A 25,125-nucleotide genomic window follows, 5' to 3' on the forward strand; every position below is an offset into this window, starting at 1 on the left:
AGATGATCGGTAAGTCGATGCCGAAGACGGACTTTGAGGTCCGCTTTTGGCAACCCTCGGATCATAGTCATCCTTATTCGGCAGGACTTGCAAGCACGCTTCCGATTGGGCGTCCCTTTCAGCTGACCGTTACTATCGCTCTCGGTAAAATTCACTTTTGATGTAACTCGCTATATTTTCAGCGCCGGATCTTGATGAACCTGAGCAGTAACTTAGGGAATAACTGCATTCTATACAGCTATTTCGTATGCAAATCCGCTCATTCTAACTTTAAGTGTATTCTGTACAATTAAAAACCAGACAAACCACCCCTAGGCGAGTAAATCAAGAAAATAGGTGTACTAAATACAGCTATATCCATTGAAAAAGTTACCAGCAGGATTATAGTTGTACGAAATACAACTAAACGCGTCTATCCACTGCTTCCATCGACTCTCTACTCTAGAGGTTACATCAATCTGGCGTGCCACCGTCCGTTATTCCGTGCGTGATTCCATGTGCTACTCCGTCCGTTAGTCCATGTGTCTCTCCATGCGTCATTCTATGTGTCACTCCGTACGCCACTCCAAGAGTCAATTCGTATGGTTCAACCACTTTAACACGCTATCTACCTAATAAGTTATGCCTTTTTCAAGGACGATGTAGCATCCTCTACTGAAGGCACACCCTTGCGCAAACCCCAGGATATTATCAGCGACAAAACAGCGAAAACTGCCATTACGATAAATAATGAATGAAGACCACCTTCAAGGGCATCACGCAGACTATTTGATACTTCCCCAGACAGGTTAGTTCCTGCATGCGATCCAAGCAGCTTATTAATATCATCCCCTGAGATGTTCGAATCCGGTTGTTTTCTTAACAGCTTATCAATATTCAAGTTCAGCCAAGAACCAAAAATAGCCACCCCAACAGTCTGTCCTAAAGAACGCGTGAACGCATTAAGCGCTGTAGATGCTCCCCGTTGCTCATACGCAACAGAGGACTGCGCAATAATCGTAAAGACTGTAGAAGAATACCCAAAGCCAACTCCACAGACCAGCATCAAGCATAAAAGCAGCAGCTGTGAAGACTCACCTGTTAAGAAAGCCAGGCCAATAGCCCCGGCAGCGATCATAATCAACCCAAGCATTGCGGTTCGACGCGAACCCGCTTTTAGAATCATCCGCCCTCCGGCGATCGAACCAAACATCCAGCCTACCGACATCGGCGCCAGTAGCAAACCTGAGATGGCGGCGCTTTTTCCGGATACACCCTGCACCCATAATGGCACATACGTAGAAAGCCCAATAATTAATGTGCTTACCAGCAGGTTAGCGCCAGTAGACACCGCTATGTTGCGGTTCGAGAATAGACCCAGCGGCAACATAGGTTCAGGAGCACGACGCTCCACAAAGAAAAATAAGACTAGCAGGATAACAGCCACACTTAGAGTTGCGATTAGCAGTGGGGATGTCCACTCCAGATTCTGTCCACCTGTGGAGAGACTGAAGAGCAATGCGCCCATACCAGCAGCGAACAGCAGCACCCCTGCCACATCAATTTGTGCTTTCCGACGTACCTTCTCTTCCTTCAGATAGCGGGCAATAAATACCATTGCTAATAAACCGAATGGCAGATTAAAAACAAATACCCAGCGCCAGCTTAGGTAATCTACTACATATCCCCCAAGAAGAGGACCTACCAAAGAGGAAATCCCCCATACAGAGCTAAGTAATCCTTGTGTCTTCGCTCTCTCCTCGATACTGTAAATATCCCCGATGATGGTAAAGGTCATTGGAATGAGCGCACCCGCGCCAATCCCCTGTATTGCCCGGAACAGGATCAGCTGCTCCATACTTTGCGAAATACCGCATAATAACGAGCCTAATAAAAAAACAGCTGCTCCCCACATGAACACCGGCTTGCGTCCAAAGAGATCACTGATTTTGCCGAAAATAGGAGTAGTAATAGCCATTGCCAGCAAATAAGAAGTGAATATCCAGCTAAGCCACTGCATTCCCTGAAATTCACCTACGATAGCTGGACCCGCTGGTCCTGTTACCGTTCCTTCAATCGCAGCTAGAAAGGTAGCTAGCAGCACCCCTATCAGTATTAATTTACGTTCTAAATCCCCTGTTGACTTCAATGTTCCAAACCCTCTCTTTATGTAATAAAATTATTCCCATTCCCCACGTAGAAGCGCATGTAGGGTCACATCCTGAAAGCCGGAAGGTGTCTGGCGATATTGACGCAGTATACCTTCCTTCTGAAAGCCGAGCGTTTGAACCAGCCTCTCCGCACGATTATTATCAGGATGACACAGCGCTTCTATCCGATTCAGCCCCATCCTATTAAAGCCGAAGTCGAGCACTAAACCAAGCGCTTCTTTCATATATCCAAGTCCCCAAAAGGCAGGCGCCAGATCGCAGCCAATTTCCCCGCGGTAAGCTCCCTGCAACTGCCAATAGTTATAACCGCAGCTCCCTATAACTTCACCTTCGGGTCCTACAATACTCCAGCGCAAGCTCTCCTCTTCCTGAGCCATCTGTGATAAAAAAGCAATCAGTTGCTTAGTCTCTTCTATAGAGGATAATGCTGGAGCCCCCAGCCAGCGGGTGACCTCTGGATGAGACCAGATCTGATATAATGCTGAAGCATGCTCAGTAGTCATGGCACACAGCTTCAATCTACTGCCGACCAGTGTGGGTATCACTCCATTGCAGATATACAAGTCTCTGCCCCCCTTCAACTTATCAATTATACATCATTCAAGAGTATATCCTTAAGATAAAAGTTCTAAATTCTTTAACATTGAAAAGAACAAATTCTACGCGTTAACATAAAAAGACGTCTGCATCAGGGGGCATACACTCCCTTAATACAGACGCTTTTTATTAAACTTAACTACAATGATTTCATTCCGCTTCATGAATAACTTCACTGCATAACACCTGAAGTTTGGCTCGAATATCCTTGAACTCTTCAATTCCAGTCCCCGTAATACTGTACCCTTCGGTATGGGCAGTCAGAAAGTTGTCCAGTGTCAGCTTTTCCAATTCCTGTTTCACTTCGCGTTCTCCTACACGATACCCCAGATCTTCAAGTCCGAGCAGCATCTCTGAGATCGTCACATCTTTATCCCGTGCACAATAAAGCATATGAATTCCTATGAACAAGTTCTGTACATCAGCGCGCATATTCCACCTCTTCCGGCTATATAGCCTTCGGTATTTATACTAGCATTACCCTCTGACCGATCCTCGGAAACATTATTGTGGCTGTTGCGCATTTCATGGACTTCAAGGAACATTCCATATTGTTACAGATTGGTATTGTCGCTTGACGTATCATGTCTAGCTGTACTATGTTGATAATTACAGTTATGAGTTCATATTTGAATTTAAAGTACAGGAAGGTGATGCTTCATGTTTCAAGCTATGCCTTACGATGGAACACGCAACGAGCAGTTTGAAGCGGTTCTAATCCAACTAGAAGCATTAGTAAAGGACGAACCAAGTGCTACGGCCAACCTGGCCAATGCTTCGGCACTGCTTAAACACGCTATGCCGGATACGAATTGGGCCGGTTTTTATTTATTTGATGGCAAGGAGCTTGTGCTCGGACCTTTCCAAGGTCTTCCTGCCTGCATCCGCATCCCGTTGTCTCGTGGAGTCTGCGGAACGGCTGCTGCGGAACGACGCACGCTAGTAGTTGGAGATGTCCATGCATTCCCGGGACATATCGCCTGTGACGCCGCTTCAAACAGCGAAATTGTTGTCCCGCTGATCAAGGATGATCGTTTGCTTGGCGTACTCGATATCGACAGTCCGCTGAAAGATCGTTTTGATGATGAGGAACGCCGGTTCCTAGAGCGGTTCGCTGCCCTGGTATCGGAAGTTATCTAAAGCAGCTCTGCCTTATAAAGCATAAGAAATAGGCTGTCTCATTTGTAGGAATCTCCTACTTATAAGACAGCCTAATCTTGTTGAGCCTATAGCCGTACCGGACTGATATTCCAAATCTCCGCGGCGTAGCGGCTAATCGTATTATCGCTAGAGAATTTACCGGAATGACCAATATTTATAATAGACTTCTTCAGCCATTCCTGACGGTTGCGGTATGCCCGGTCAATCTCGACATGAGTCTCGACATAACTTGCGAAATCCTTAAGTACAAAGAATTCATCGTTATTATCCAAAAGAGAATGGAAAATGGTCTCAAACTCCGCACCATGACAGCATATAGGTCCCGGATTAACCAACTGATCCAATACTTCCTTCACACGACTATCCCCATTGTAGATATCACGTGCGTGATAGCCGCCATGCTGATAATAATCCATTACCTGCTCAGCACGAAGACCGAACAGGAACATATTGTTGTCCCCTACCATCTCATGCATTTCCACGTTAGCGCCGTCCATCGTACCTACGGTTAATGCACCGTTCATCATAAACTTCATATTCCCCGTGCCGGAGGCCTCTTTACTCGCAGTAGAGATCTGTTCACTAATATCCGCAGCAGGAATGATCTTCTCGGCCAAGGATACCGAATAATTCTCAAGGAAAAAGATACGGATCTTGCCTTTAACATCCGGATCCTTGTTGACAGCCTCCGCCACAGTATTGATCAGCTTGATAATTCGCTTCGCCAAATGATAGCTTGGTGCCGCCTTTGCTCCGAATATAAACGTGCGGGGTACCATATCCATCGAAGGATTATCTTTGATTTGGTTGTACATATGCAGAATATGCAAAATATTTAGCAGCTGCCGCTTATAAGCATGCAGGCGCTTCACCTGAACATCAAAGATAGAGTCGGGGTCTACATGTACCGAATGCTTGCTGTAGATGTATTCAGCCAACTTGAGCTTATTCCGCCGTTTAATGCTGGCTACTTGTTCCTGGAAGGAAGCATCCTCACAATATTTAATCAAGCCAATCATCTCTTGCGGATGGCTCATCCAGCGGGTTCCTATCGATTGATTGATAAGGTTAGCCAGATCCGGATTGGCATGCATCAGCCAGCGCCGGTGAGTAATCCCATTCGTCTTATTATTGAAGCGGTGCGGGTACATTTCATTAAAGAGCCGCATTTCGCGTTTCATCAATATTTCTGTATGCAGCGCCGCTACCCCATTGACACTATGGCTCGCCACAATCGCCAGATGGGCCATGCGAACCTGATCGTCATGAATAATCGCCATCTGTGAAATCCGGTCCTGATCCCCGGGATAACGACTCATCAGCTCGCCGCAGAAGCGGGCATTGATCTCTTCAATAATAAGAAAAATACGCGGAAGCAAGTCCCTGACCATTTGAATAGGCCATTTCTCCAGGGCTTCGCTCAAGATCGTATGATTAGTATAGGAAACCATACGAGTTGTAATACTCCACGCTTCATCCCATCCTAATCCATGTACATCCATCAGAATCCGCAGCAATTCAGGAATTACAAGCGTCGGATGTGTATCATTGATATGAAGTGCAACCTTGTCGGGCAGCGATTGTATAGGGAGTCCAAGCTTTCCAAAGGTTCGCAGAATACTTTGCAGGCCAGCGCTGCAGAGGAAGTATTGCTGCTTCAACCGCAACAGCTTGCCTTCGTATTGAGAATCATCCGGATACAGGAACTCCGAGATGGATTCAACGGAACGCTTATATTCCAGGAATTTATGATAGTCTGATCCGGCAAAAGAGCCAAAGGTTCTGGTAGGCTGAGTGATGGACTCCGCACTCCAGTTGCGCAGTGTATTCACATGCCGCCGATCTGCACCAATGATAGGCACATCATACGGAACTGCACGAACGGCCTCATATTGACTATGCTCAAAGATAAGCCGCCCGTTCTCCTCGCGAGTCTCAATCACGCCCCAGAACCTTACTTCTACCTGCTTGTCTTCACGACGCACTTCCCATACATTATCATTTTGCAGCCAGTAATCGGGCAGTTCCACCTGATACCCGTCAACGATTTTCTGCTCGAACAGGCCGTATTTATAACGTATACCGCAACCATGCCCCGCATATTGCAGGGAGGCCAGTGAATCCAAGAAACAAGCAGCTAGACGTCCAAGTCCTCCATTGCCAAGCCCAGCGTCGGCTTCTACCTCCTCAATATCCTGCAGCGAGAAACCAAGATCGGCCAATCCCTCACGCACGACCTCCAGCACGCCCATATTCAGCAGATTGTTCCCCAGAAGTCTTCCGATCAGAAACTCCATAGAAAAATAGTATACCTGCTTATCCTTATCCGTCTTGTACTTTTGATTGGTATCCGCCCAATTTTTCCCGGCATTCTCGCGAATCATGTTGCCTAATATTTTATAGACATCAGCATTAGAGGCTTCCTCCAAAGGTTTGCCCAATTTACTGATGAGCGTCTCGCGAAACACCTGTTTGAAAGTTTCTTTATCGTTAAACAACAGCAGGTTCCTCCTGACAAAAGCTTTTTTTAGGGATGCATTAGACTATGCCTGTAGATCAGATAGGTTATACTGTTTCGTTTCATCTAATCCAGTTGGTTTATATTTTGCTGCTCTTGGCGATCACAAATGGACGTTTACTATCCCCGACGAGAATTCGATTCTTACTTAAATGTACGTCCTTATCCATGATCACATTCTCAATAACAGCATCTTCCTCTATAATGCACTTCTGCATAATTACAGAATTGATGATCTTCGCTCCTTTACGTACCTGAACCCCACGAAAGATCACGCTGTTCTCCACCGTTCCAGCTATAATGCAGCCGTTAGCCACCAGTGAATTGCTGACATTTGCGCTTTCTAAATATCGGGTAGGAGCCTCATATTTAATCTTCGTCTGCACGGGACTTTCTTTGAACAGACTAAAGTAATTCTCCTGCTGAAGCAGCTCCAGACTATTCTTATAATAGCTTTCCAATGAATTAATTACGGCATGATAGCCATGATATTCATAAGCAGCGATTTTGAATTTATGACGGTTTTTCTGAATCACATCACGGAAAAAATAACTCTCACCATGTGCAATGCAATGTTCCACCTGCTCCAGGAACAGTTTTTTCTCCATAATGAAGATATCGAGATATAAATTGGGATGATCCTTCTCATGATGGATATTGGTCACATTATTCTCTTCGTCCACTTCAATACGCTGGCATAACTCATGTTCTGGCTGCAATTGCTCTATTTTTTTGTATACTACTGTAACGTCGGCACCCTTCTCCAAATGATAGCTGTACAAGTCCTGGAGATCGATAGTATTAATATGCTGGCTGCCGGAAAACACAATATATTTAGCAGATCCCCGTTTAAAAAGATCCAGATTATTATGATAATGCTGAAGGTCGCCAAGAGAAGTATCGGTGGGATCATTCCAGTCCGGAGGCAAAATAAATAGTCCCCCATGCTTGCGATTCATATCCCAAGATTTCCCGTCACCCAAATGGTCCATTAAAGAACGGTATTTACGGCGAACAAACAGGCCCACGCTCTCCAGATCCGCACGCATCATATTGGAAAGCACAAAATCTATCAACCGATAACGACTGGCAAAAGGTACGGCTGCACCACAGCGGAAATAAGTGAGTTCATTTAGTTTATCGAGTTCATGATCCAGATTAATTACACCCATGAGTTGCTTCATCGGAATCCACCGTCCTCTTATAATTTATAAGAAAGTATAAGTTTCACTATATACTTTATCCTTATAAATCTCGCATAAACGCTTACCGTCCCTAGAAGGACGCCGAAGGCGTTTTAGCTTGATTATATGGTTTTGGCCACAGCTGATTTACGTTTCTTGCTTTTATTGTCGATCAGCAGAATTTCGTTCTCGTTCTCCCGCTCGATGCCTATTTCCATATAATCGTCGATTACCGTATTCTCACTAATAATCGCTTTATGAATGCGTACGTTCTTACCAATCTTAACCTTAGGCATAATTACGGAGTCCGTAATCACACTGCCTTCACCTACTTCTACGCCATAAAAAAGAACCGAGTGCTTCACTTCACCATGCACAATGCAGCCTTCATTAATAATGCATCCTGACACTTTCGCCCCAGGTGCGACATATTGGGCAGGTTGATTCGGATTGCGTGTAAATATGCGCCAGCTGGGATCATTTAGATTAAGCGGTGGATTATCGCTCAGTAAATCCATATTCGCTTCCCACAGGCTGGCTACCGTACCGACGTCTCTCCAATACCCTTCAAAAGGGTACGCAAATAAAGAGTTCCCGTCTTCCAGCATCAAAGGAATGATATCTTTACCAAAATCGTGAGATGATCCTATATTCTCTCCGTCCTCCAGTAAATGCTTGCGGAGAATTTCCCATTTAAAGATGTACACACCCATAGAAGCTAGCGTGCTTTTTGGCTGTGCAGGCTTTTCCTCAAATTCGTAAATTTTCAGATCGTCCTCCGTATTTAAGATTCCAAATCGACTTGCTTCCTCCAGCGGAACGTCAATCACAGAAATCGTGCAATCTGCGTTTCTCTCCTTGTGGTATTGCAGCATAGCATGATAATCCATTTTATAAATGTGATCACCGGATAGAATAAGGACATGCTCGGGGTCGAACTGATCTACAAATTTAAGATTTCGATAAATCGCATCGGCTGTTCCCCGATACCAGCTGCTTCCATTCTCACGTTCATGCGGTGGCAATACGAATACTCCACCATTCTTACGGTTCAAATCCCAATCACTGCCTACTCCGATGTAAGAATGTAGTATAAGTGGCTCATACTGTGTCAATACACCGACAGTATCAATACCCGAATTGGAGCAGTTACTTAAAGGAAAGTCGATAATCCGATAAGTGCCCCCAAAATAGACAGCGGGCTTGGCAAGCGATTTGGTTAAACCTTTCAATCTTTTGCCTTGGCCTCCAGCCAATAGCATGGCTACCATTTCTTTTTTCTTCATGGAAAAGCCTCCCTTGACTTATGGGTAATATAAAGTTCAGCAAACCTAGGATGAATGAACAGAATTCCAGAAAGAAGTGAATTAGAAAAGAAATACACCAGAAAGAAATGAGCCTTGATAGGAAGATGACAAAGTTGAAAAAACGAGGAAGGAAATTTTACACGTTCGGATGATCTAACCTAAAATAGGGAGAGCATTCTCCAAAATCAAGAGCCTGAATCAGGAGATTATCCTTATTGTAAAGTGTTCTATATTCTTCGTCAAAACCCTTTATCGCAATTCCGAAAATCCGGAATTTTTAACCCTGTTTGTCATTAAACACGTTAATATTCCTTATAACTAGATTAACCAATTTAAAGCCATGTGAAAGAAATTCGCTCATTTATTCTAGAAAAAGTATCCTCCGGTCTTCAGCAAACATTCAACCGGATATGGCATAATGAAGCTATCTATCACCGATTTGGAGGAACCTATGATGAAAGCAGTACAAGGAGTTCGACTTCTGCTCGTAGATGATGAGCCTCATATATTACAGTTCCTGGAACTGGGTCTCCTTAATGAAGGTTTTGAAGTAAGAACCGCGTCGGACGGGCTAAGCGCCATTTCAATTGCAGCTGAATTCAAGCCCCATGTAGCTATCCTGGATGTTATGATGCCGGGTATGGATGGATTCGAGGTATGTCACTATCTGCGCTCGGAAGAGACAGAGGTAGCTGTCATCATGCTTACTGCAAAAGACGAAGTGGATGATCGCGTAAAAGGACTATCTATTGGTGCTGACGACTATATGGTCAAGCCCTTCAGCTTTGATGAATTACTAGCGCGGATCCAAGCGCGGCTGCGGAATCAGTTTCCGGGGCTGCTAGGTGAGGTCCGCTGCGGTCCTTTCCGAATTGACAGCCGGCGAAAGGAAATTCGCTTCAGGGAGGAAGTACTTGAACTATCCCCTACGGAATACGAGTTATTACAGTATCTCGTTATCAATCACGGCCTTGTACTCAGCAAGCCTATGATTCTTGATAAAGTGTGGGGCTATGATTTTGGCGGTGAGGAAAATATTGTTGAGGTCTATATCCGTTCGCTTCGTGAGAAGCTCGGAGATAAGGAGCACCGTATTATCCGTACCCTGCGGGGCGCAGGCTACCGGGTGGATCTATGAGCACTCCCATCTTCAGATGGCTTCGCAGACTACCTGCACCACGTTCCCTGCGTAAACAGCTGCTTGCCACATCGCTGCTCATTCTATCAGGATTGCTGCTGCTAATTGGAGTCTTACAATATATCCTTATGCGAGATTTTATATACAGCAATAGAGCGGAGTCTATGGAAGCGCAAATACGTTCTGTCCCCCGTGAGATGTTTTTCAACTTTTTTAATTCCTATGACGAGGACACCACAGGTATAAATGACACGAACAACGAGTTTAACAGCAATTTCCCGATGGAAAGAGAAGACATGAATAAAATGCCAAGTGGGCTGCGAACTGGCGAGAACCGGCGTCCGCTTCTGCTTGATGCCCATACAACTCTCGCCATGTACAGCTCGGATGGCACCTTCAGGGATTTACAGCAATTGACCCTCTCAGATATAGCAGCACCCAGGTTGACCAATGAGCAATACGATGCGCTGCTGATTCACACCACAGATAGGGCAACAGGAAATTACAAGCTCATCCAAGCTGAAGACGGCACTGAACATCTAGCCATATTCATGAATCTTTATAGGCCTGGAAATACTAGATTGCTGCTGCAAATGAGTGTGAGCACGGGGCCATTAACGGATGTGATTATGCAGCAGCTGCTGATCTACGCAGGTTTGTCAGTGATTGCTTTATTGACTGGATTATTCCTATACTTGCCGGCCCTGCGAAAGACGTTAGTTCCTCTTTCTAATATGGGAGAATCGGCTGAGATCATTAATGCCGGTAATTTGGACATTCGGTTTCCAGTTGACCAAGGACAGGCCGAGATCGACAAGCTTGCTCATTCATTCAATGGTATGCTCGAACGTCTCGAAATATCCTTTCATAATGAACGGGAGGCCAAGGAGCAGATGCGCAGGTTCGCTGCCGATGCTTCTCACGAGCTTAGAACTCCGCTTACCTCAATACACGGTTTTCTTGAGGTCTTGCTGCGGGGCGCCGCCGATAATAAAGAACAGTTATATAACTCGTTGCGAAGCATGCATGGTGAATCGAAACGGATCAATAAGCTGGTCGAGGATCTGCTACTGCTCGCTCGAATGGATGGAGCTCCACAGCTGCAGATGACTGACCTGATTCTCAGCGAGGTAATTCACGAAATGAAGCCGCATCTGCTTTTGCTCGCAGATCAACGTAAAGTTACTTTTGATATCTCCTATGGCATCCGTGGTAAATATGATCCCCATAAGCTCAAGCAGGTGATTCTGAATCTGTTCCACAATGCAGTTCAGCATACCGATGCCGCGGCAGGCAGCATTCATCTCTCTTTACAAGCCGCAGGAAATCAGGCTCTCTTAAGCGTGCGGGATAATGGCTGCGGAATTCCCGCAGAGCATATCCCACATATCTTTGATCGATTCTACCGCAGTGACTCCTCTCGCACACGTAAATATGGCGGATCAGGTTTAGGCCTCTCTATCACAAAATCTATTGTCGAGGCGCATCACGGCAAGATTAGTGTAAATAGCACCGTCGGCGAGGGGACAACATTTACGGTCAGCCTCCCTTGTGAGGAAGGATTAGCCAAGGAACAGTAACAACCGTTATAATTAAGAGGAACTGGAGCATCGCTCCACAAAACCAAGCGTATGCTTTCGTTGCCAGTTTTGCTATGTAGTCCATTCTAAGGAGCATCGCTCCACAAAACTTTTAGGAGGTAAATACATGTACGAAATCGCCGTAATTGGCGCCGGTCCTGCCGGTGCAAGCGCAGCCCTGTTCGCCGCCAAGGCGGGCAAAAAAACGCTGCTGATCGACAACGATAAGGGCATGACCCGCAGAGGTTGGTTTGAGAACTTTTATGGAATTTCCGAAGTAGGTGGTCCTGAGCTGGTCGAAACTGGGCATAAGCAAGCCGTTAAATTTGGCGCTGAGCTGGTTTCCGAGCAGGCTATCAACCTCACCTCCAGCGGCAATGGTTTTGTCATTGAAACTGAAGATGGAATTATCTATGAAGCAAAACATGTTATTCTTGCCACAGGCGCCCTTACAGATCTAGCTGCCAAAGCTGGCGTAGAGACTAAGGATGGTACAGAGCCAAGAATCAAAACTGTAGTAGCCGTTGATGCTGAAGGCAAAACGAATATCGCAGGTATTTGGGCTGCTGGTACTGTTGCTGGAGTAAGTGTACATGCCATTATTACCGCAGGCGATGGTGCGAAGGTAGCTATTAATGTAATTAGCGAGTTAAATGGCGCGCGTTACGTTGATCATGATGTGTTGAAAGCTTAATCTTCAGTACTCAAATCATAATCCGGAGGATGATTCTTAGGAATCGGTCTTCCGGATTTTTTCGTCACCAAGGAGAACCAAGTTACGAGATTTAAAAATAACTGCACTTGATGCAGCTATTTCAAACAATAACACCCACACGGCTGTTTTAAGTGTATTTTATGCAACTCAAAACAGGCTAAATGAGCATTATAGCTAAGATGTGAAGATATAGATGTATCAAGTGCAACTAAATCGATTTGCAGCTGTCCCCCCATACTTTTAATTGTATAAAGTACACCTATTTGCTCGTCCCTCACCTGCCCTTTGAACACCACACGCAAAAAAACTGCTTCAAAACCTCATGCCACCGCCGAAGCCGATGTTATGATCATTTGAAACAGTTCCTCTCCCTCAACTGTGTATACTCCGATGCAAGGAGTCCACTTCTTCTTCTCTTCCCTTAAGACTAGCAGCCAGCTCCTGCAAATACGGAACCAATAATGGGCGCAAATCCTCCCGCATCAAACCTACCTCCAGCGTGGCTTTAATGTAACCAAATTTATCACCAATATCATAACGTTTGCCGATTAAATCCAGCGCCAGCAATCCTTCTTGCCGGCATACCTCGTGCAAAGCATCCGTCAGTTGATATTCACCGCCCGCTCCACGTTTGAGGTTAGCCAGCACTGAGAATATCGAAGGCTCCAAAATGTATCGCCCCATAATGGCGTATTCTGAAGGTGCTGTTTCAGGCGAGGGCTTCTCTACCAATCCTTTTACTTCATGAACTCCATTTAGTGAGCCGCTGGAAGCTATAATCCCATATTTGTTAACCTCCTGCCGTGGCACCTGCTGCACACCGACGATAGTCTGCTCCTCTTGCTCATACAATCTCATCATCTGCAGCAGCGCCGGGTCCTCCGAAACCATAATATCGTCACCAAGCAAAACAGCAAAAGGTTCATCACCGATAAATTGTTCCGCACAAAGGATGGCATGGCCCAGTCCCAGCGGCTCTTTTTGCCTAATGTAATGGATGCTCGCTAGCTCACTGATTAGCTGGACTTCACGAAGTAGATCCTCTTTCCCTTTTTCCAAAAGCGTCTGCTCCAGCTCCACCGATTTATCAAAATGATCTTCAATCGACTTCTTATTGCGGCCGGTCACGATGATAATACTTTCAATACCAGAGCGGACGGCTTCTTCTACGATATATTGAATCGCTGGTTTATCCACAATGGGCAGCATTTCTTTTGGCTGAGCCTTAGTGGCAGGCAGGAAACGAGTGCCTAAGCCCGCGGCGGGAATGACAGCTTTTCTAATCTTCATCATGAATCCCTCCCTTGCAGTTTATTTACGGAGATGGGTCACAGGGTGCTCACGAATGTTCTTTTGCTGCCCCTTACCTTCATAGAACTCTTGGACAATATAAAGCGGACGTCCCTTAGTTTCGTCATAAATCCGGCCGACATACTCACCTAGTATTCCTAGCATAATGAGTACAAATCCGTTGAAGGTCAGCGTAATTCCAATCATCGAAGCCCAGCCCTTAACAACTGAGTCTGTAAAAATCACCAGGTACAAAACATACATAAGGTACAGAAAACCAGAAGCCGACAGCAGTGCGCCCAAATATCCTGCCAGCTTCAGCGGCTTATAGGAAAAGGAGGTAATTCCGTCCAAAGAGAGCTTGATCATACGTTTTAGTGGATATTTAGTTTCCCCCGCCAGACGTTCATCCCGTTCATATTCAATCGCCTTCTGACGGAAACCAACCCAGCTGACCAGTCCGCGCACGAAACGGTTTTTCTCCGGTAGACGTTTGAGCTCTTCGCAGACCCTACGATCTATAAGCCGAAAATCACCCGTATCCACAGGGATAGAAATATCGGTTGAATAACGCAGAATTCTATAAAAGAGGCTGGCCGTCCACTTTTTGAATAAGGATTCACCATTACGCTTCACCCGTTTAGCATATACAACTTCATACCCCTTCTTCCATTCCGCAATCATGTCCAAGATCAGCTCAGGCGGGTCTTGCAAATCAGCATCAATAATGACAACTGCATCCCCAAGGGCATAGTCCATTCCGGCAGTAATAGCGATCTGATGTCCAAAGTTACGTGACAAATCGATCAGCTTCACACTCTCATCCCAGTAGCTATATTCCTCGATCATCTGGGCACAGTTGTCGGTGCTGCCGTCATTCACGAAGATCAGCTCATACACTTCCTCCGTCATTGCCATCACTTTTTTAATACGGCGATACGTTTCCTGAATGACTGCCTCTTCATTAAACATCGGTATAATAATGGAATAGCGCACGTTGATACTCATGAGCAGCTCCTCCTTTAATTTGAATGCTGAAGCGTGCCTGTAAATGTATTAGCACGCTTCGTATCCTCAAACACTGAACTAGTTAACTGTAACTTTGTATAACGTTCCGCTGTTGCCAGCGTCGTTTCCTGCCCAATCCGCTGCTGGAACCTCTGTGCCATTGTCGGTAATCCAGGTAGAGAGCGTAGAATTCCCTCCACGTCCACCACCCATACCGCCGCTGCTCAGCAGGAAGTATTTCACCTTTCCACTCTTTACTAACGCCTTTAGGGTATCTGTGGTATATACTGTGTCCGAATTGGAAAAACCGTTCAAAATAACAACCGATGCCCCCTTATCGACGATATAAGGAGCTGCTGTGCCATAATCCAATACGGCAAACAGATAAGGCTCCCCGGTATTATTTTCCTCCAGATAGGACAACAGACTCTCGTTCGCACTTGTGGCGCTATTACGCCCAAAGTTGCTAGAATTGCCGCCCATTCCTCCTCTGCTCTCACTGCTCCCTGGTCCTGCTTCAGGGGTTTGGCTATTCAGACCATAAGTAATTGGGGTAGCTGCCCAGTAGAGCGGGCCAATTAACAATACTAGTACAGCAACAATACTTGCCGAGAAAACAAATGGCTTCTGCTTGCCTTTAAGAACGACCAGCACCAAAGAAACAACTATACCGGCAGCCAGAATGCCAATCGACCAGCCCCTGCCAATCGTATCGTCATAAGGATGAATAATGTAACATTGAAAAACTGCTGTAACCAGCGTCGCAACTGGCAATAGCCATGACAGCCAACCAGAGTGCTCACGATACAGACTCCAGAGCTTTGACCAGCCTGCACCGACCAGCGCGGCTATCGGCGGAGCCATCATCACCAGATAATATTGATGGAAGAATCCCGCAATACTGAAGAATCCCATCACCGGCACCAGCCATGCTAACCAGAATAGAGCTTCTTTATGCCCTTGCGTAAAGTTCCTTCTCCGCAGATTAGCGAATAATCCAATACAACCAAACAATACAAAAGGCAGCATCCAGCTTGCCTGACCTGACAGCTCTGATTGGAACAGGCGCAGTGGACCTGCGGTTCCAGTATTGAACATTCCTCCACCGCCGCCATTCATGCCGCCGCGTTGTCCTTGGCCCCCACCTTCACCACCAAATTGCCGGTTTTGATTATCTGTTCCACCGCCGAGTGGTTGCCCTGGAGAACCTCCATCATCGGTGCCATTTTGACTGTCTGAGGTTGAATTTATGCCTTGCCGACCCGAAAATGCTCCACGTCCGCTATCCGTACCATTTTCAGCATCTGCCCCGTTCATAGCGGGTCTTTCACCGTTCATAGCTGGCATCTCGCCATTCATGTTCGGCATCTCACCACCATTCATTGAAGGCATTCCACCTCCGCCACCACCTGTCCCCCGATCACCCGTCAATCGCGCGACACCATTATAACCAAAGGCAAGATTGAGCACGGAGTTAGTACCGCTGCTGCCGATATAAGGTCGTTTACTAGCGGGAATCGAATCCACTATCACTGCCCAGGATAACGAGACCACGAGTAATATAGCTGTCGAGGCCGCTAATACTCCAGTTTTTCGCTTCCAGTTCACTTTCGCAGCCAAGACATAAAAGAGATAAAAAGCCGGCAAAACCATATAAGCCTGCAGCATCTTCTCATTAAACCCAACACCGATTAAAGCAAATGCGGCAAGGAGACTGCCCAGCTTATTACTCTTCGTTCCTTTAAATAAAAACCAAACCGCCAACAGTAACGTGAATACTAACAGAGCATCAATGTTATTCGTCCGGCTAACAGCCGCCGCTACTGGAGTTGTTGCCATGGCCAGCGCTGCTAAACGTGCTGCTGCTTTACCAAAGGTAGGTTCTACCAGAAGGTATACGAGCAACACGGAGCCCACGCCCCCAAGCGCCTGAGGTAAAATCACACTCCAGCCATGCAGCCCGAAAATGAGTGCGCTAAGAGTCTGAATCCAAAAGGTGACTGGTGGTTTATCCACCGTGACTGAACCTGCAGAGTCGAGTGAAGCGAAGAAGAAATTATGAAAGTTTTGCAGCATACTTCCCACGGCAGTGGTGTAGTATGTATTCACATAGTGGTCATTCCAAACTCCATAACCGTACAAAAAAGCAGCGAGTATTAAAATGAGCCACAGTATAAGATCCGAGCTTATTTTTCTAGCAAAACTCATCTCCATTTCACTCCTATCCCTTGATCATTCTATATGCCGGCAGTTCTGTAACTCCGGCCCAAGCTTTCCGTAGGTGTATTATTTCATCCATACCTTAACTCTCAATGAGTGCAAGCTGAATGTTTGCTGAATAAATGAGGCTGCCGGAACGCAAAAAAGACCCCACAATGTGGAGCCTTTCGGTACCCTGTTCAATCCAAACTATGTTATTCCATCTTGCCTATGGCAACAAGCTTATTCACCGTGTTCCAGTTGCGTGCGGTAATGGGCATCCCGAGTATTTTGTCAAAAGGGACTTTAAAAAGCGATGATTGGCTCACACTGACCTCATATAATATATACATCTCTCTGCCGACAAAACGCACTTTATCCGGTCCATTCTCATAAGTGCACAGTTTATCCAATGCTTCCCCTGAAGGCTCGGCTGGTAAAAAAGTAACATACCATCTTTTGAATTCCTCTGGCTCGGACAGCTGAAAAGGATCGTTAGCGATCACATTCTCCATTTCTGCTAAAGTACGGATAATAACAGAGACCTCGAATCCAAAAACCTCATGAATCTGACGTTCAATGACTCCTCTAAGCAGGCTTACCGAACCTTCATCACTCTCAAAAACGACATTTCCACTCTGAATATACGTTCGTACATTTGCAAATCCAAGAGACTGAAACATCGCCTTCAGGTCCAACATTTTAATAATTTTGTTCCCGCCGACGTTAATTCCACGCAGCAGCGCTATATAGGTAGTCATAGAATACGCCTCCGTTTTTGTGCCATGATCAGCTTACCTCTGCGGCTAAGGTGTGTAGACGTTTACGAACTTCTTTTACCAGCAGCTCCTTCTCTGGAGGCGAAAGCCCCTCCACCAGACGTGCGGCAGCGATCGGCAAAATCCAGCGGTCTACGTCCTCATAAGTGTGTCCTGATAATCTGAGATACTCTTGAATGTATCCCTTAGTTAATCTTTTTCTTATAAAACCTAACATTAATTTGGAGAAGGCCGAAGCTCCCGGAGGCATAGCTCCCAAACTGAACATCACTACGGAACGCGCAGCATCTCCAGCAGGTTCTCCCACTACACCCGTCATCCAGTCGATCACCCAGAGCTGTTCATCCATAAGCACATTGTCGGGATGAAAATCCCCATGACATAAACGAGTGCCTTCCGGCAGCTTCTCCAGATACTTCAAAATGACGGATTTTTCCTCTTCGCTCAGCATAGGGGCAACCATGATCTGACTTTTCAGCATATCCTTTTGCTGGCCGATTTCCTCTGTAGTTTCAAGCTTATGTAAATCACAATGAAGCCCCGCCATCAGCCTGGCATATTGGGTAACTTTCCAAGGCTTCTCACCCATCACCTTTAGTAAAGAGGGACCCTGAATTTGTTGAAAAACGATACCTTGTCGATTCTGTTCAGAAATAAGCTCAAAAGGCTGGGGGGTCCGAACACCCCGCGCATGTACAAACTGGCTGATTTTATATTCCCGGCTGACGTGTTGCTCTGCTATATCCTCCCGGTACAATTTAAGAATCCTCTGATCGTCATGCTGCCAGATCTCCGCTGTTCTGCCTTCCCCAACAAGCTTGGCCTTCATTCGGTATCCTCCATTTAGTCCAGATTAATGTGGGTAAAATGCTCAACTACCGGAAATGGGTCGTAGTAATGGTGAAGGAGTGCTTTCCATTCCTGATATTGGCTGGATTCTCTAAATCCAACAGTGTGGTCTTCAAGCGTTCTCCACTTCACCAGCAACAGATACTTATGATCATCCTCCAAGCAATGTTGTAATTCATGGCCCATATAACCTTCTATCGAGGAGATTAAGCTTGATGCCTCCTTGAAGCTTTGCTCAAATTCAGTAGTCAAACCAGGCTTCACTTGCAGCATCGCAGCTTCCAAAATCACACTCATCATCTCCTAAAGTTATTAATTTAAAGCATCCCGGAAAAATTCATGATAGAAATTAATGATGACCAGCAGTATTGCTAGTGACTCGTTGACACTGCCTACCTCCAGCGAATGATTGGCATCATCGATTCTATACACCTTCAAATGATTCAGCCCACTAATTTCACCCGAATGCTCTTCACCAAATAAGGGGTCACTGCCTCCATAAATTACAGTCCCCCGACTCCGCTGAATCAGCGGCACCGCCTCAGGCAACGGGGTGATATATAGATGAGACGTCTTCTTCTGTATTTCTAGCTCATCAGCTATTCTACCTGCAATAACAGCTCCCATGCTTTTACTTATAAAAAGAAACCTCTTATAATCCGGCAGAGAAGCAATCACGGCTTTACATTCCTCAATGATAATACTCATTTCTTCACGCTTGAAATCCACCCTAGCACTCTGGTAACCATATTCTAAAAGCAGAACATCACAATTATGCTCCCGGGCAGCTTTAGCCGCATAATCCAGCAGAGAGCGATCAGCTGAATAATTTTTACCCGGAAAAATAACAGCCAGCGCTTTGGAACCTTGGGTGATATATTTATGTTTAACCTCTCTACCCCAATAAGAGGACATAATGATATTGCTAACGTTCATACATGTTTCCCCTCTTCTACTCCTTAGACGGATTTAAAATGTTTAAAGAAATCTATCGTTTCTTGCAAATCTGCCTCATCTTTATAGATACTCATTACTCGCCCAATTTCAAGCGCAAAATCTACATATCCATTCGGCTTAGCGGTAATGATTGTTCCATCGACAACGACGTTAGATACGCCGGATTCATTGTCCACATAAACCTTACCATCCAGTACTCCGGCAGCCTTAAGAATGGATACCCCACCGCAAATGCCCGCGATGACTTTGCCTGCTCGATTCAGGCTTCTGATTAAATCTAATAGAGCCTCCTGCCCTATTAAATTATCTGTTTCCCCACCAGGGATAATCAATAAATCTATGGTGCTAACGTCCACATTTTCAACCAATACTAATGGATTCACAGAAAAACCCTCGCAGGAGATTAACGCCTTATCTTCCAAGCTTAAGGTATAGACCTCGCCCTTTGTTTTCATAAAATAAGCTGCCAATGTAACCTCAAACTGCACAAAGCTATCATATATAAGAATATATGTATTCAATGATAGATCAGCTCCCCTGTTCTCAATAAAAAAGTAAACTCTATCTATGTATCTATCATTATAGCATCATCGCCTTCTCCTGAAACTTACGGACTCAGAGGACGCTATTTGCACATTTCCCGCGGCTTTAAAAGCGTAAATGTGATCAAATAAAACGAAATAAAAAAAGACACGGGCAACCAGCCACTTTAAGGCTTACGAGACACCTGTATCCTCCTATTAGAGCTATTGCTGCGACTGCGGCGCTAGCTGTTTATTTTTACGCCGGCTCACAACAATTTCAGCGCAAATCCATAACATCAGTGGAATAATCACCTGAAAAGGAAAGGCGTATATTTTATAAATATGGTAAGAAAAATAGTACATTTCCATAATATCCTTGTACACAAAATCCGCAAAATAGATCATGAGTAGTCCCATCTGAAGCACAACAGAGCGGTAACTCTTGAGCTTGAGTACTTTTGCTATCCCACTACTCGCTACATACAGACATAAACTTGTCTTGATAAAAGTAGTGATTACAAAAGCAACTGCCGATGAACCTTCAATTCGGGTCAGAAAATCACCTACATTAATACGGCCAGCAGACACATAAGCGGGAAAATATAAACTGGATAGAACTTCAGGACCCAGCATCAACAGGTTACGCAAAGTAGCCATAATGATAATCACCCCTGAAATTACTAGACTACCAAATAATATCTTCCGTATTGAGCTCTTGTCCGATAAATTACTGAATGCTCCCAGAAATATTACAATCTCCGCAAATGGAAAAGAAAAAGTACCCAGAGTGTCGCTTAATAAAGGCTGCCAGCCTTTGTCCAACAGAGGAAGTAAATGATGATATTCCAGTCTGGAAAAGGCGAGTGTTATCAGTACTAAATTAACAAATACAGCAAACAGCAACAGGAGCTTAGCGCTTCTCCCCATCACTTCAATCCCCGCCTTAACCACCCAAACACACAATAGTCCCAGACATATCATAGGTGCTAACATAGGGGTATCCGTTAAGGTAATTGTGCGACTGAATTCTCCAAAGTTTCTAATAATTAGTGCCCCCAAATGAAAGGAATACCATATATAGAGAGTGGAGATGATTCGACCCAGGATTCCGCCAAACACGGTAATCAACATATCAAATAGATCCTTACCCGGTAATAGGACGTGGAGTCTGGCATATATCAGCAAAAGTGGGGCAACCAGCACCATAGCTAACAATACGGCGATCCAGTTACTGTTACCGGATTGTCCCGGTACGCCCATAAATATTGAAGTCCCCATAATAAATAAGACAGCAATACTAATAGCATGCCCTGTTGATATGATCTCTTTATTCATACTCTATTCTCCCTTTAGGCTAATACCTAGAATAGCTTCTTGATCCAATACACAAGGAATGGTGACAGACTAGGAATCGACCATCTCATTGCCAATGCAAAGGCAATACAGAATGAAATTAGACATAATGCAGAAGAAACATAAAAATCCCGCTTCATCCCCTGCTTCCACAGACCATAAGGATCGATTAAAATAATTACTACATAGATAAACATGACCACCACAACCAATATTATCACCTATTTTTGATGAATCTTGATAGACCTTGTCGTTTGTGCACTGTTCTCAATAATCACCTTGGAATTCACTACTACTTCTACGTTGGAAAATTCTTTCACCCAGTTTTTCTCGATTTTCTCCCAGGTCCGCGGCATTTTCTCATGAAGGAGCTCTCCAAACCCAAAAATATCTGCATGGTAATCCTTCTGAACCTTATGAATAACTGAGAAAATCTGCTCTTCTAGTTCTTTTTCAGCCCACCTTTCTATCGTCTTCTTGCTGTCCAGACTATTGAATTCGCCCGAAGATTTGACCTCGTCCAATCCGGCATGTGTCAGTGTATTAAGTTTTATTTGGAGCTTACCATTTACCCATACAGGTTTTATTTTTGTGCGATTGGATAAAATCTCGAGCGAAAAGTTAGGCTCTCCACTTTCATCCTTTACGATTAACACACCTCCCTGGATTTGATTGTTGGCAAACAGCATGTATTTCGTTTCTTCGCCACTGATCATACCGATCATTTTATCCATTTTGAATATAGCTGTTCCGCTAACTCGTGCATTCTTCATCTTATTTTGTTCATGGACATAAATTAACGGAGCGATAGCATATTCTCCAGAAGCCTCAAGCTTGTCAATGAAATCCCAGATTTCCACAACAGGCGCTGTGCTGACATTCTTCTCAGTTCTCATCTGCTGTGCAAGTGCGTAAGACATAATACTCTCAGTTGAACTGCTTAGGCTTATGATTTCTTGAGCCGGTTTGTCTTTAGCGACAAAGATATACACATCTGATCGGGTTTCCGTATCCCTGTTGTACCAATCAATTACTTTGGTGACTCCCTCCCTTGCAATCTCCTCACTGAGGATAATCGCCTTAGAATGGCTCCAAAATAACTTTTTTCCAGTAATCGAGATCATCCCCCGCACAATATCAAACATGGTTTCGCCCGCGAGCGTAATCATTTTGAAGCCAGCCTGACTTGATTTCAACCCTTCCTTCGTATCTACAATTTCTGTCGTTACCAATAACTGACCGTCTTTTTTCCCCTTATCAATTGCGACCCCAGCAACAATCGACATATCGTCAATTTCAAAGTAGTTCCAGCAGCCTGTATTGCAGATCAGAAGCATCATGGATATAACAATCAGAAGTATCCTTTTCAGCTTGCTCATGGTCTTCTCCTTACTTTATTGGAACCTTTTCTCCTCATATTTCGTGCCCCAATCAACGCCGGACGCAGATACATATGCCACCACGGCGCCCTGATCGCTGTATCTTTAATGTCCTGAGGACGGATAGAGCCTACTTCAAGCATGTATGGAACCCCAAAGCTGCGCAAACTCATCAAATGTACTACTAAACCAAGCATTCCAAGAAAATATCCGTATATCCCCAGGAAAAAACTCGCACCCAGCAGCAATGTTCTTACGATAATTAAAGGACCGGTCAACCTAGGATTAAGTAGCGTCATGATCCCTGTTAAACCGACTACAATAATCATTGGAGCACTCACTATTCTGGCCTCCACTGCCGCTTGTCCTAACACGAGAGCGCCTACGATACTGATAGCCTGCCCTATATAGGTAGGTATCCGCTCGCCCGCCTCTCTTAATATTTCAAAAATAGTTAACATGAATAGCGCCTCTACTATTGTAGGAAAAGGGACTGCTACTCTTGCTGTAGAAATACTGAGCAACAACATGGTGGGGATCATTTCCTGGCTATAGGTAACTAAAGCTACATAAAGAGCAGGAATACTGATCGACAAAAAAGCTCCAAATACTCTTAACATTCGATTGAACGAACCAAAATAAAAGTTAATGTAATAATCCGAGCTGGCTTGAAAATTCTCTACAAATAGATAGGGAACGGTCATTGCAAACGGGCTGCCTTCTATAAGCACGGCAACTCTGCCCTCCATCATGTTACTGACTACGGCATCCGGGCGCTCTGTACTTCCTGTCATCTCAAAGGGCGAATAGGGTTCGTCTCTAATTAATTCCGCCAGAGATGCCGTGTCCAGAATAAGATCTATGTCAATCTGTTCAATTCGATTCTGTAATTCTTTGAGAATAGCCGGTGATGCCAAGCTCTCCATATAACAGATACATATCGGTGTTTTGGAACGTCTTCCCAGTGAACTAAAAACAAACTTTAACTCGGAGTCTTGCACCCTGCGCCGAATAAGGGTGAGATTCACTAACAGTGATTCCGTAAATCCTTCCCTTGGACCTTTGACACTTTTTTCGGTCACCGGTTCCGCAAGAGCTTTCGTCTCCCAACCCTGTGCCCCAATGTTCAGAACACCCGCAAAGCCGTCCATCAGCAGTAAGGTCTTGCCAGCTATAATCGAATAAATCATTTCATCAAAATCTTCAGAGGCGACCACATCACTAATGCTAATGACCTGCGTCCGGATGTTCTCCATCAGCTCGGCTTTATTGTCACAATTCTTTTTGGTAAAATCAAAAGCCATAACAGGCTTAATAATCCCTTCCTGGATCAAATGCTTGTCAACCATTCCGTCAACATAGACTAACCCAAAGCGAAGACTATCAGTAAACATGTTGCTAAACACCCTGATTCTAAGCGTTTCATCGTCCTTGAATATGTTTCGAAACAAAGTCATCATTTCATCCAGTGACGTACTCAGAGTCTGCTCAGATTTTGTGTTTTTTTGAGACGTATTGCTGTTTCCACCTGCTGGCCGTTCCTCCACAGTAGTCACTCCTGTCAGAATTAGGTTTCCTAGAAATTATCCCCCGTCTCTCCAAATCCTATCCGCCAAAATTATACTGAAAAGGGATCAACAAGAAAGAAACGAGACTACTCCATACGCCGGGTTCGGCAGGTAAGTAACCCAATCAGCCCTTGGGGTCATGCCAATAGTGACTCACCGCATAACATCCTCAGACGCTTATGGACTCAGGCACGATAACACCGCATATATCCTCAGAGGCTTTCGGCTCAGGCACGTAACACCGCATATATCCTCAGACGCTTTCGGCTCAGGCACGTAACACCGCATACATCCTCAGACGCTTATGGACTCAGGCACGATAACACCAAATACATCCTCAGGCGTTTAAGGACTCAGGAGGCGTTATTTGCTCATTTATCGCCTTTTTGGCATAGTTTTGGACTCCAGTGCAGCTATTTCATCAAAAGTGGCTCATATTGGGCGGTTTTCATGCCAATAGCGACTCTGAGGACCGATAGCACGCCAAAAGTCCATAAATGCAACGTTTAGGGGCTACTGGGTCCGTTACCGCCGAATCACACTCATCCCTTGGGGTTTACGGACCTCGCACAATAACACCCAACACATCATCAGGCGCTTACGGATCTAGGACGATAACACCGAATACATCCACAGGCACTTAAGGACTCAGGAGGCGTTATTTGCTCAATTATTGCCTTTTGCGAACAGTTTCGGACTCCAGTGCAGCTATCTCATCAAAAGTGGCTCAAACCGGGCGTTTTTCATGCCAATAGTGACTATGGGGTCCGATAGTACGCCAAAAGTCGATAAATGCAACGTTTAGGGGCTACTGGGTCCGTTAGCGCCAAAACACCCTCTCCCCGGGGAGCTTACGGACCTAGCACAAT

At 45.1% G+C, this 25,125-nt stretch carries 22 protein-coding genes; 4 read left to right on the forward strand and 18 right to left on the reverse strand.

The window, feature by feature from the left end:
• Positions 1 to 619 precede the first annotated feature (619 nt).
• From MKY63_RS07500 to MKY63_RS07510, 3 genes are all read right to left on the reverse strand, one after another.
• Complete coding sequence (locus MKY63_RS07500) at positions 620 to 2,128, reverse strand: MDR family MFS transporter (RefSeq protein WP_036676799.1); 1,509 nt, start codon at positions 2,126 to 2,128, stop codon at positions 620 to 622.
• Between the two features lie 30 nt (positions 2,129 to 2,158).
• The gene (locus MKY63_RS07505; protein WP_036676796.1) at positions 2,159 to 2,713 is read right to left on the reverse strand and encodes a GNAT family protein; all 555 of its coding nucleotides are present in this window, start codon (positions 2,711 to 2,713) and stop codon (positions 2,159 to 2,161) included.
• 184 nt (positions 2,714 to 2,897) lie between these two features.
• On the reverse strand, positions 2,898 to 3,179 hold the full coding sequence (locus MKY63_RS07510) for a hypothetical protein (protein ID WP_036676794.1): 282 nt from the start codon (positions 3,177 to 3,179) through the stop codon (positions 2,898 to 2,900).
• Positions 3,180 to 3,407: 228 nt separating this feature from the next.
• Here MKY63_RS07510 and MKY63_RS07515 point away from each other — a divergent pair, with 228 nt between their 5' ends.
• Positions 3,408 to 3,887, forward strand: a complete 480-nt coding sequence (locus tag MKY63_RS07515; RefSeq protein ID WP_036676791.1) for a GAF domain-containing protein — start codon at positions 3,408 to 3,410, stop codon at positions 3,885 to 3,887.
• A gap of 86 nt (positions 3,888 to 3,973) precedes the next feature.
• On the opposite strand, the gene MKY63_RS07520 is transcribed toward MKY63_RS07515, so the two are convergent.
• The 3 genes from MKY63_RS07520 to MKY63_RS07530 form a co-directional block, all read right to left on the reverse strand.
• Positions 3,974 to 6,406 carry a glycogen/starch/alpha-glucan phosphorylase gene (locus MKY63_RS07520; RefSeq protein ID WP_036676789.1) on the reverse strand — a complete coding sequence of 811 codons (2,433 nt, stop codon included), beginning with the start codon at positions 6,404 to 6,406 and terminating at the stop codon, positions 3,974 to 3,976.
• A 100-nt stretch (positions 6,407 to 6,506) separates the two neighbouring features.
• Positions 6,507 to 7,610 (reverse strand): glucose-1-phosphate adenylyltransferase subunit GlgD, encoded by a 1,104-nt coding sequence (gene glgD, locus MKY63_RS07525; RefSeq protein ID WP_036676786.1) that lies wholly within the window; start codon positions 7,608 to 7,610, stop codon positions 6,507 to 6,509.
• A 122-nt stretch (positions 7,611 to 7,732) separates the two neighbouring features.
• Entirely contained in the window at positions 7,733 to 8,896 is a 1,164-nt protein-coding gene (locus MKY63_RS07530; protein ID WP_038568594.1) for a glucose-1-phosphate adenylyltransferase, read from the reverse strand.
• A 475-nt stretch (positions 8,897 to 9,371) separates the two neighbouring features.
• On the opposite strand from MKY63_RS07530, the gene MKY63_RS07535 reads away from it, so the two are divergent.
• The 3 genes from MKY63_RS07535 (at position 9,372) to MKY63_RS07545 (ending at position 12,329) form a co-directional block, all read left to right on the forward strand.
• Positions 9,372 to 10,055: a response regulator transcription factor gene (locus MKY63_RS07535; RefSeq protein ID WP_038568592.1), complete on the forward strand. Its 684-nt coding sequence runs from the start codon at positions 9,372 to 9,374 to the stop codon at positions 10,053 to 10,055.
• Positions 10,052 to 11,635: a HAMP domain-containing sensor histidine kinase gene (locus tag MKY63_RS07540; protein ID WP_339812303.1), complete on the forward strand. Its 1,584-nt coding sequence runs from the start codon at positions 10,052 to 10,054 to the stop codon at positions 11,633 to 11,635. The genes MKY63_RS07535 and MKY63_RS07540 overlap by 4 nt, the downstream gene beginning before the upstream one ends.
• A gap of 127 nt (positions 11,636 to 11,762) precedes the next feature.
• Positions 11,763 to 12,329: an FAD-dependent oxidoreductase gene (locus MKY63_RS07545; RefSeq protein ID WP_036676776.1), complete on the forward strand. Its 567-nt coding sequence runs from the start codon at positions 11,763 to 11,765 to the stop codon at positions 12,327 to 12,329.
• A gap of 393 nt (positions 12,330 to 12,722) precedes the next feature.
• Here the strand turns inward: MKY63_RS07545 and galU are convergent, their stop codons facing one another.
• From galU to MKY63_RS07605, 12 genes are all read right to left on the reverse strand, one after another.
• Complete coding sequence (gene galU / locus MKY63_RS07550) at positions 12,723 to 13,643, reverse strand: UTP--glucose-1-phosphate uridylyltransferase GalU (protein ID WP_339812306.1); 921 nt, start codon at positions 13,641 to 13,643, stop codon at positions 12,723 to 12,725.
• An 18-nt stretch (positions 13,644 to 13,661) separates the two neighbouring features.
• Positions 13,662 to 14,648: a glycosyltransferase family 2 protein gene (locus MKY63_RS07555; protein WP_076138397.1), complete on the reverse strand. Its 987-nt coding sequence runs from the start codon at positions 14,646 to 14,648 to the stop codon at positions 13,662 to 13,664.
• A gap of 78 nt (positions 14,649 to 14,726) precedes the next feature.
• Positions 14,727 to 16,856 (reverse strand): glycosyltransferase family 39 protein, encoded by a 2,130-nt coding sequence (locus MKY63_RS07560; protein ID WP_339812309.1) that lies wholly within the window; start codon positions 16,854 to 16,856, stop codon positions 14,727 to 14,729.
• Between the two features lie 206 nt (positions 16,857 to 17,062).
• Positions 17,063 to 17,608 carry a DUF1697 domain-containing protein gene (locus MKY63_RS07565; protein WP_076186269.1) on the reverse strand — a complete coding sequence of 182 codons (546 nt, stop codon included), beginning with the start codon at positions 17,606 to 17,608 and terminating at the stop codon, positions 17,063 to 17,065.
• Positions 17,609 to 17,636: 28 nt separating this feature from the next.
• Positions 17,637 to 18,455 carry an aminoglycoside phosphotransferase family protein gene (locus MKY63_RS07570; RefSeq protein ID WP_076186267.1) on the reverse strand — a complete coding sequence of 273 codons (819 nt, stop codon included), beginning with the start codon at positions 18,453 to 18,455 and terminating at the stop codon, positions 17,637 to 17,639.
• 14 nt (positions 18,456 to 18,469) lie between these two features.
• A complete protein-coding gene (locus MKY63_RS07575; protein ID WP_339171085.1) occupies positions 18,470 to 18,766 on the reverse strand; it encodes an antibiotic biosynthesis monooxygenase in 297 nt (98 codons plus the stop codon).
• Between the two features lie 21 nt (positions 18,767 to 18,787).
• Positions 18,788 to 19,411 carry a hypothetical protein gene (locus MKY63_RS07580; protein ID WP_076305613.1) on the reverse strand — a complete coding sequence of 208 codons (624 nt, stop codon included), beginning with the start codon at positions 19,409 to 19,411 and terminating at the stop codon, positions 18,788 to 18,790.
• 23 nt (positions 19,412 to 19,434) lie between these two features.
• Positions 19,435 to 19,953 (reverse strand): DJ-1/PfpI family protein, encoded by a 519-nt coding sequence (locus MKY63_RS07585; protein WP_339812313.1) that lies wholly within the window; start codon positions 19,951 to 19,953, stop codon positions 19,435 to 19,437.
• A 225-nt stretch (positions 19,954 to 20,178) separates the two neighbouring features.
• Complete coding sequence (locus MKY63_RS07590; RefSeq protein ID WP_036676761.1) at positions 20,179 to 21,291, reverse strand: endospore germination permease; 1,113 nt, start codon at positions 21,289 to 21,291, stop codon at positions 20,179 to 20,181.
• 26 nt (positions 21,292 to 21,317) lie between these two features.
• Positions 21,318 to 21,506, reverse strand: a complete 189-nt coding sequence (locus MKY63_RS07595) for a hypothetical protein (protein WP_143763183.1) — start codon at positions 21,504 to 21,506, stop codon at positions 21,318 to 21,320.
• Positions 21,507 to 21,530: 24 nt separating this feature from the next.
• Entirely contained in the window at positions 21,531 to 22,688 is a 1,158-nt protein-coding gene (locus MKY63_RS07600; protein ID WP_036676759.1) for a Ger(x)C family spore germination protein, read from the reverse strand.
• Positions 22,685 to 24,235, reverse strand: coding sequence for a spore germination protein (locus tag MKY63_RS07605; protein WP_339812316.1), 1,551 nt, complete (start codon positions 24,233 to 24,235; stop codon positions 22,685 to 22,687). Before MKY63_RS07605 ends, MKY63_RS07600 begins: the two co-directional genes overlap by 4 nt.
• Positions 24,236 to 25,125 lie beyond the last annotated feature (890 nt).

It is taken from the genome of Paenibacillus sp. FSL R7-0189 (assembly GCF_037969925.1).
GTDB lineage: Bacteria > Bacillota > Bacilli > Paenibacillales > Paenibacillaceae > Paenibacillus_AQ > Paenibacillus_AQ odorifer.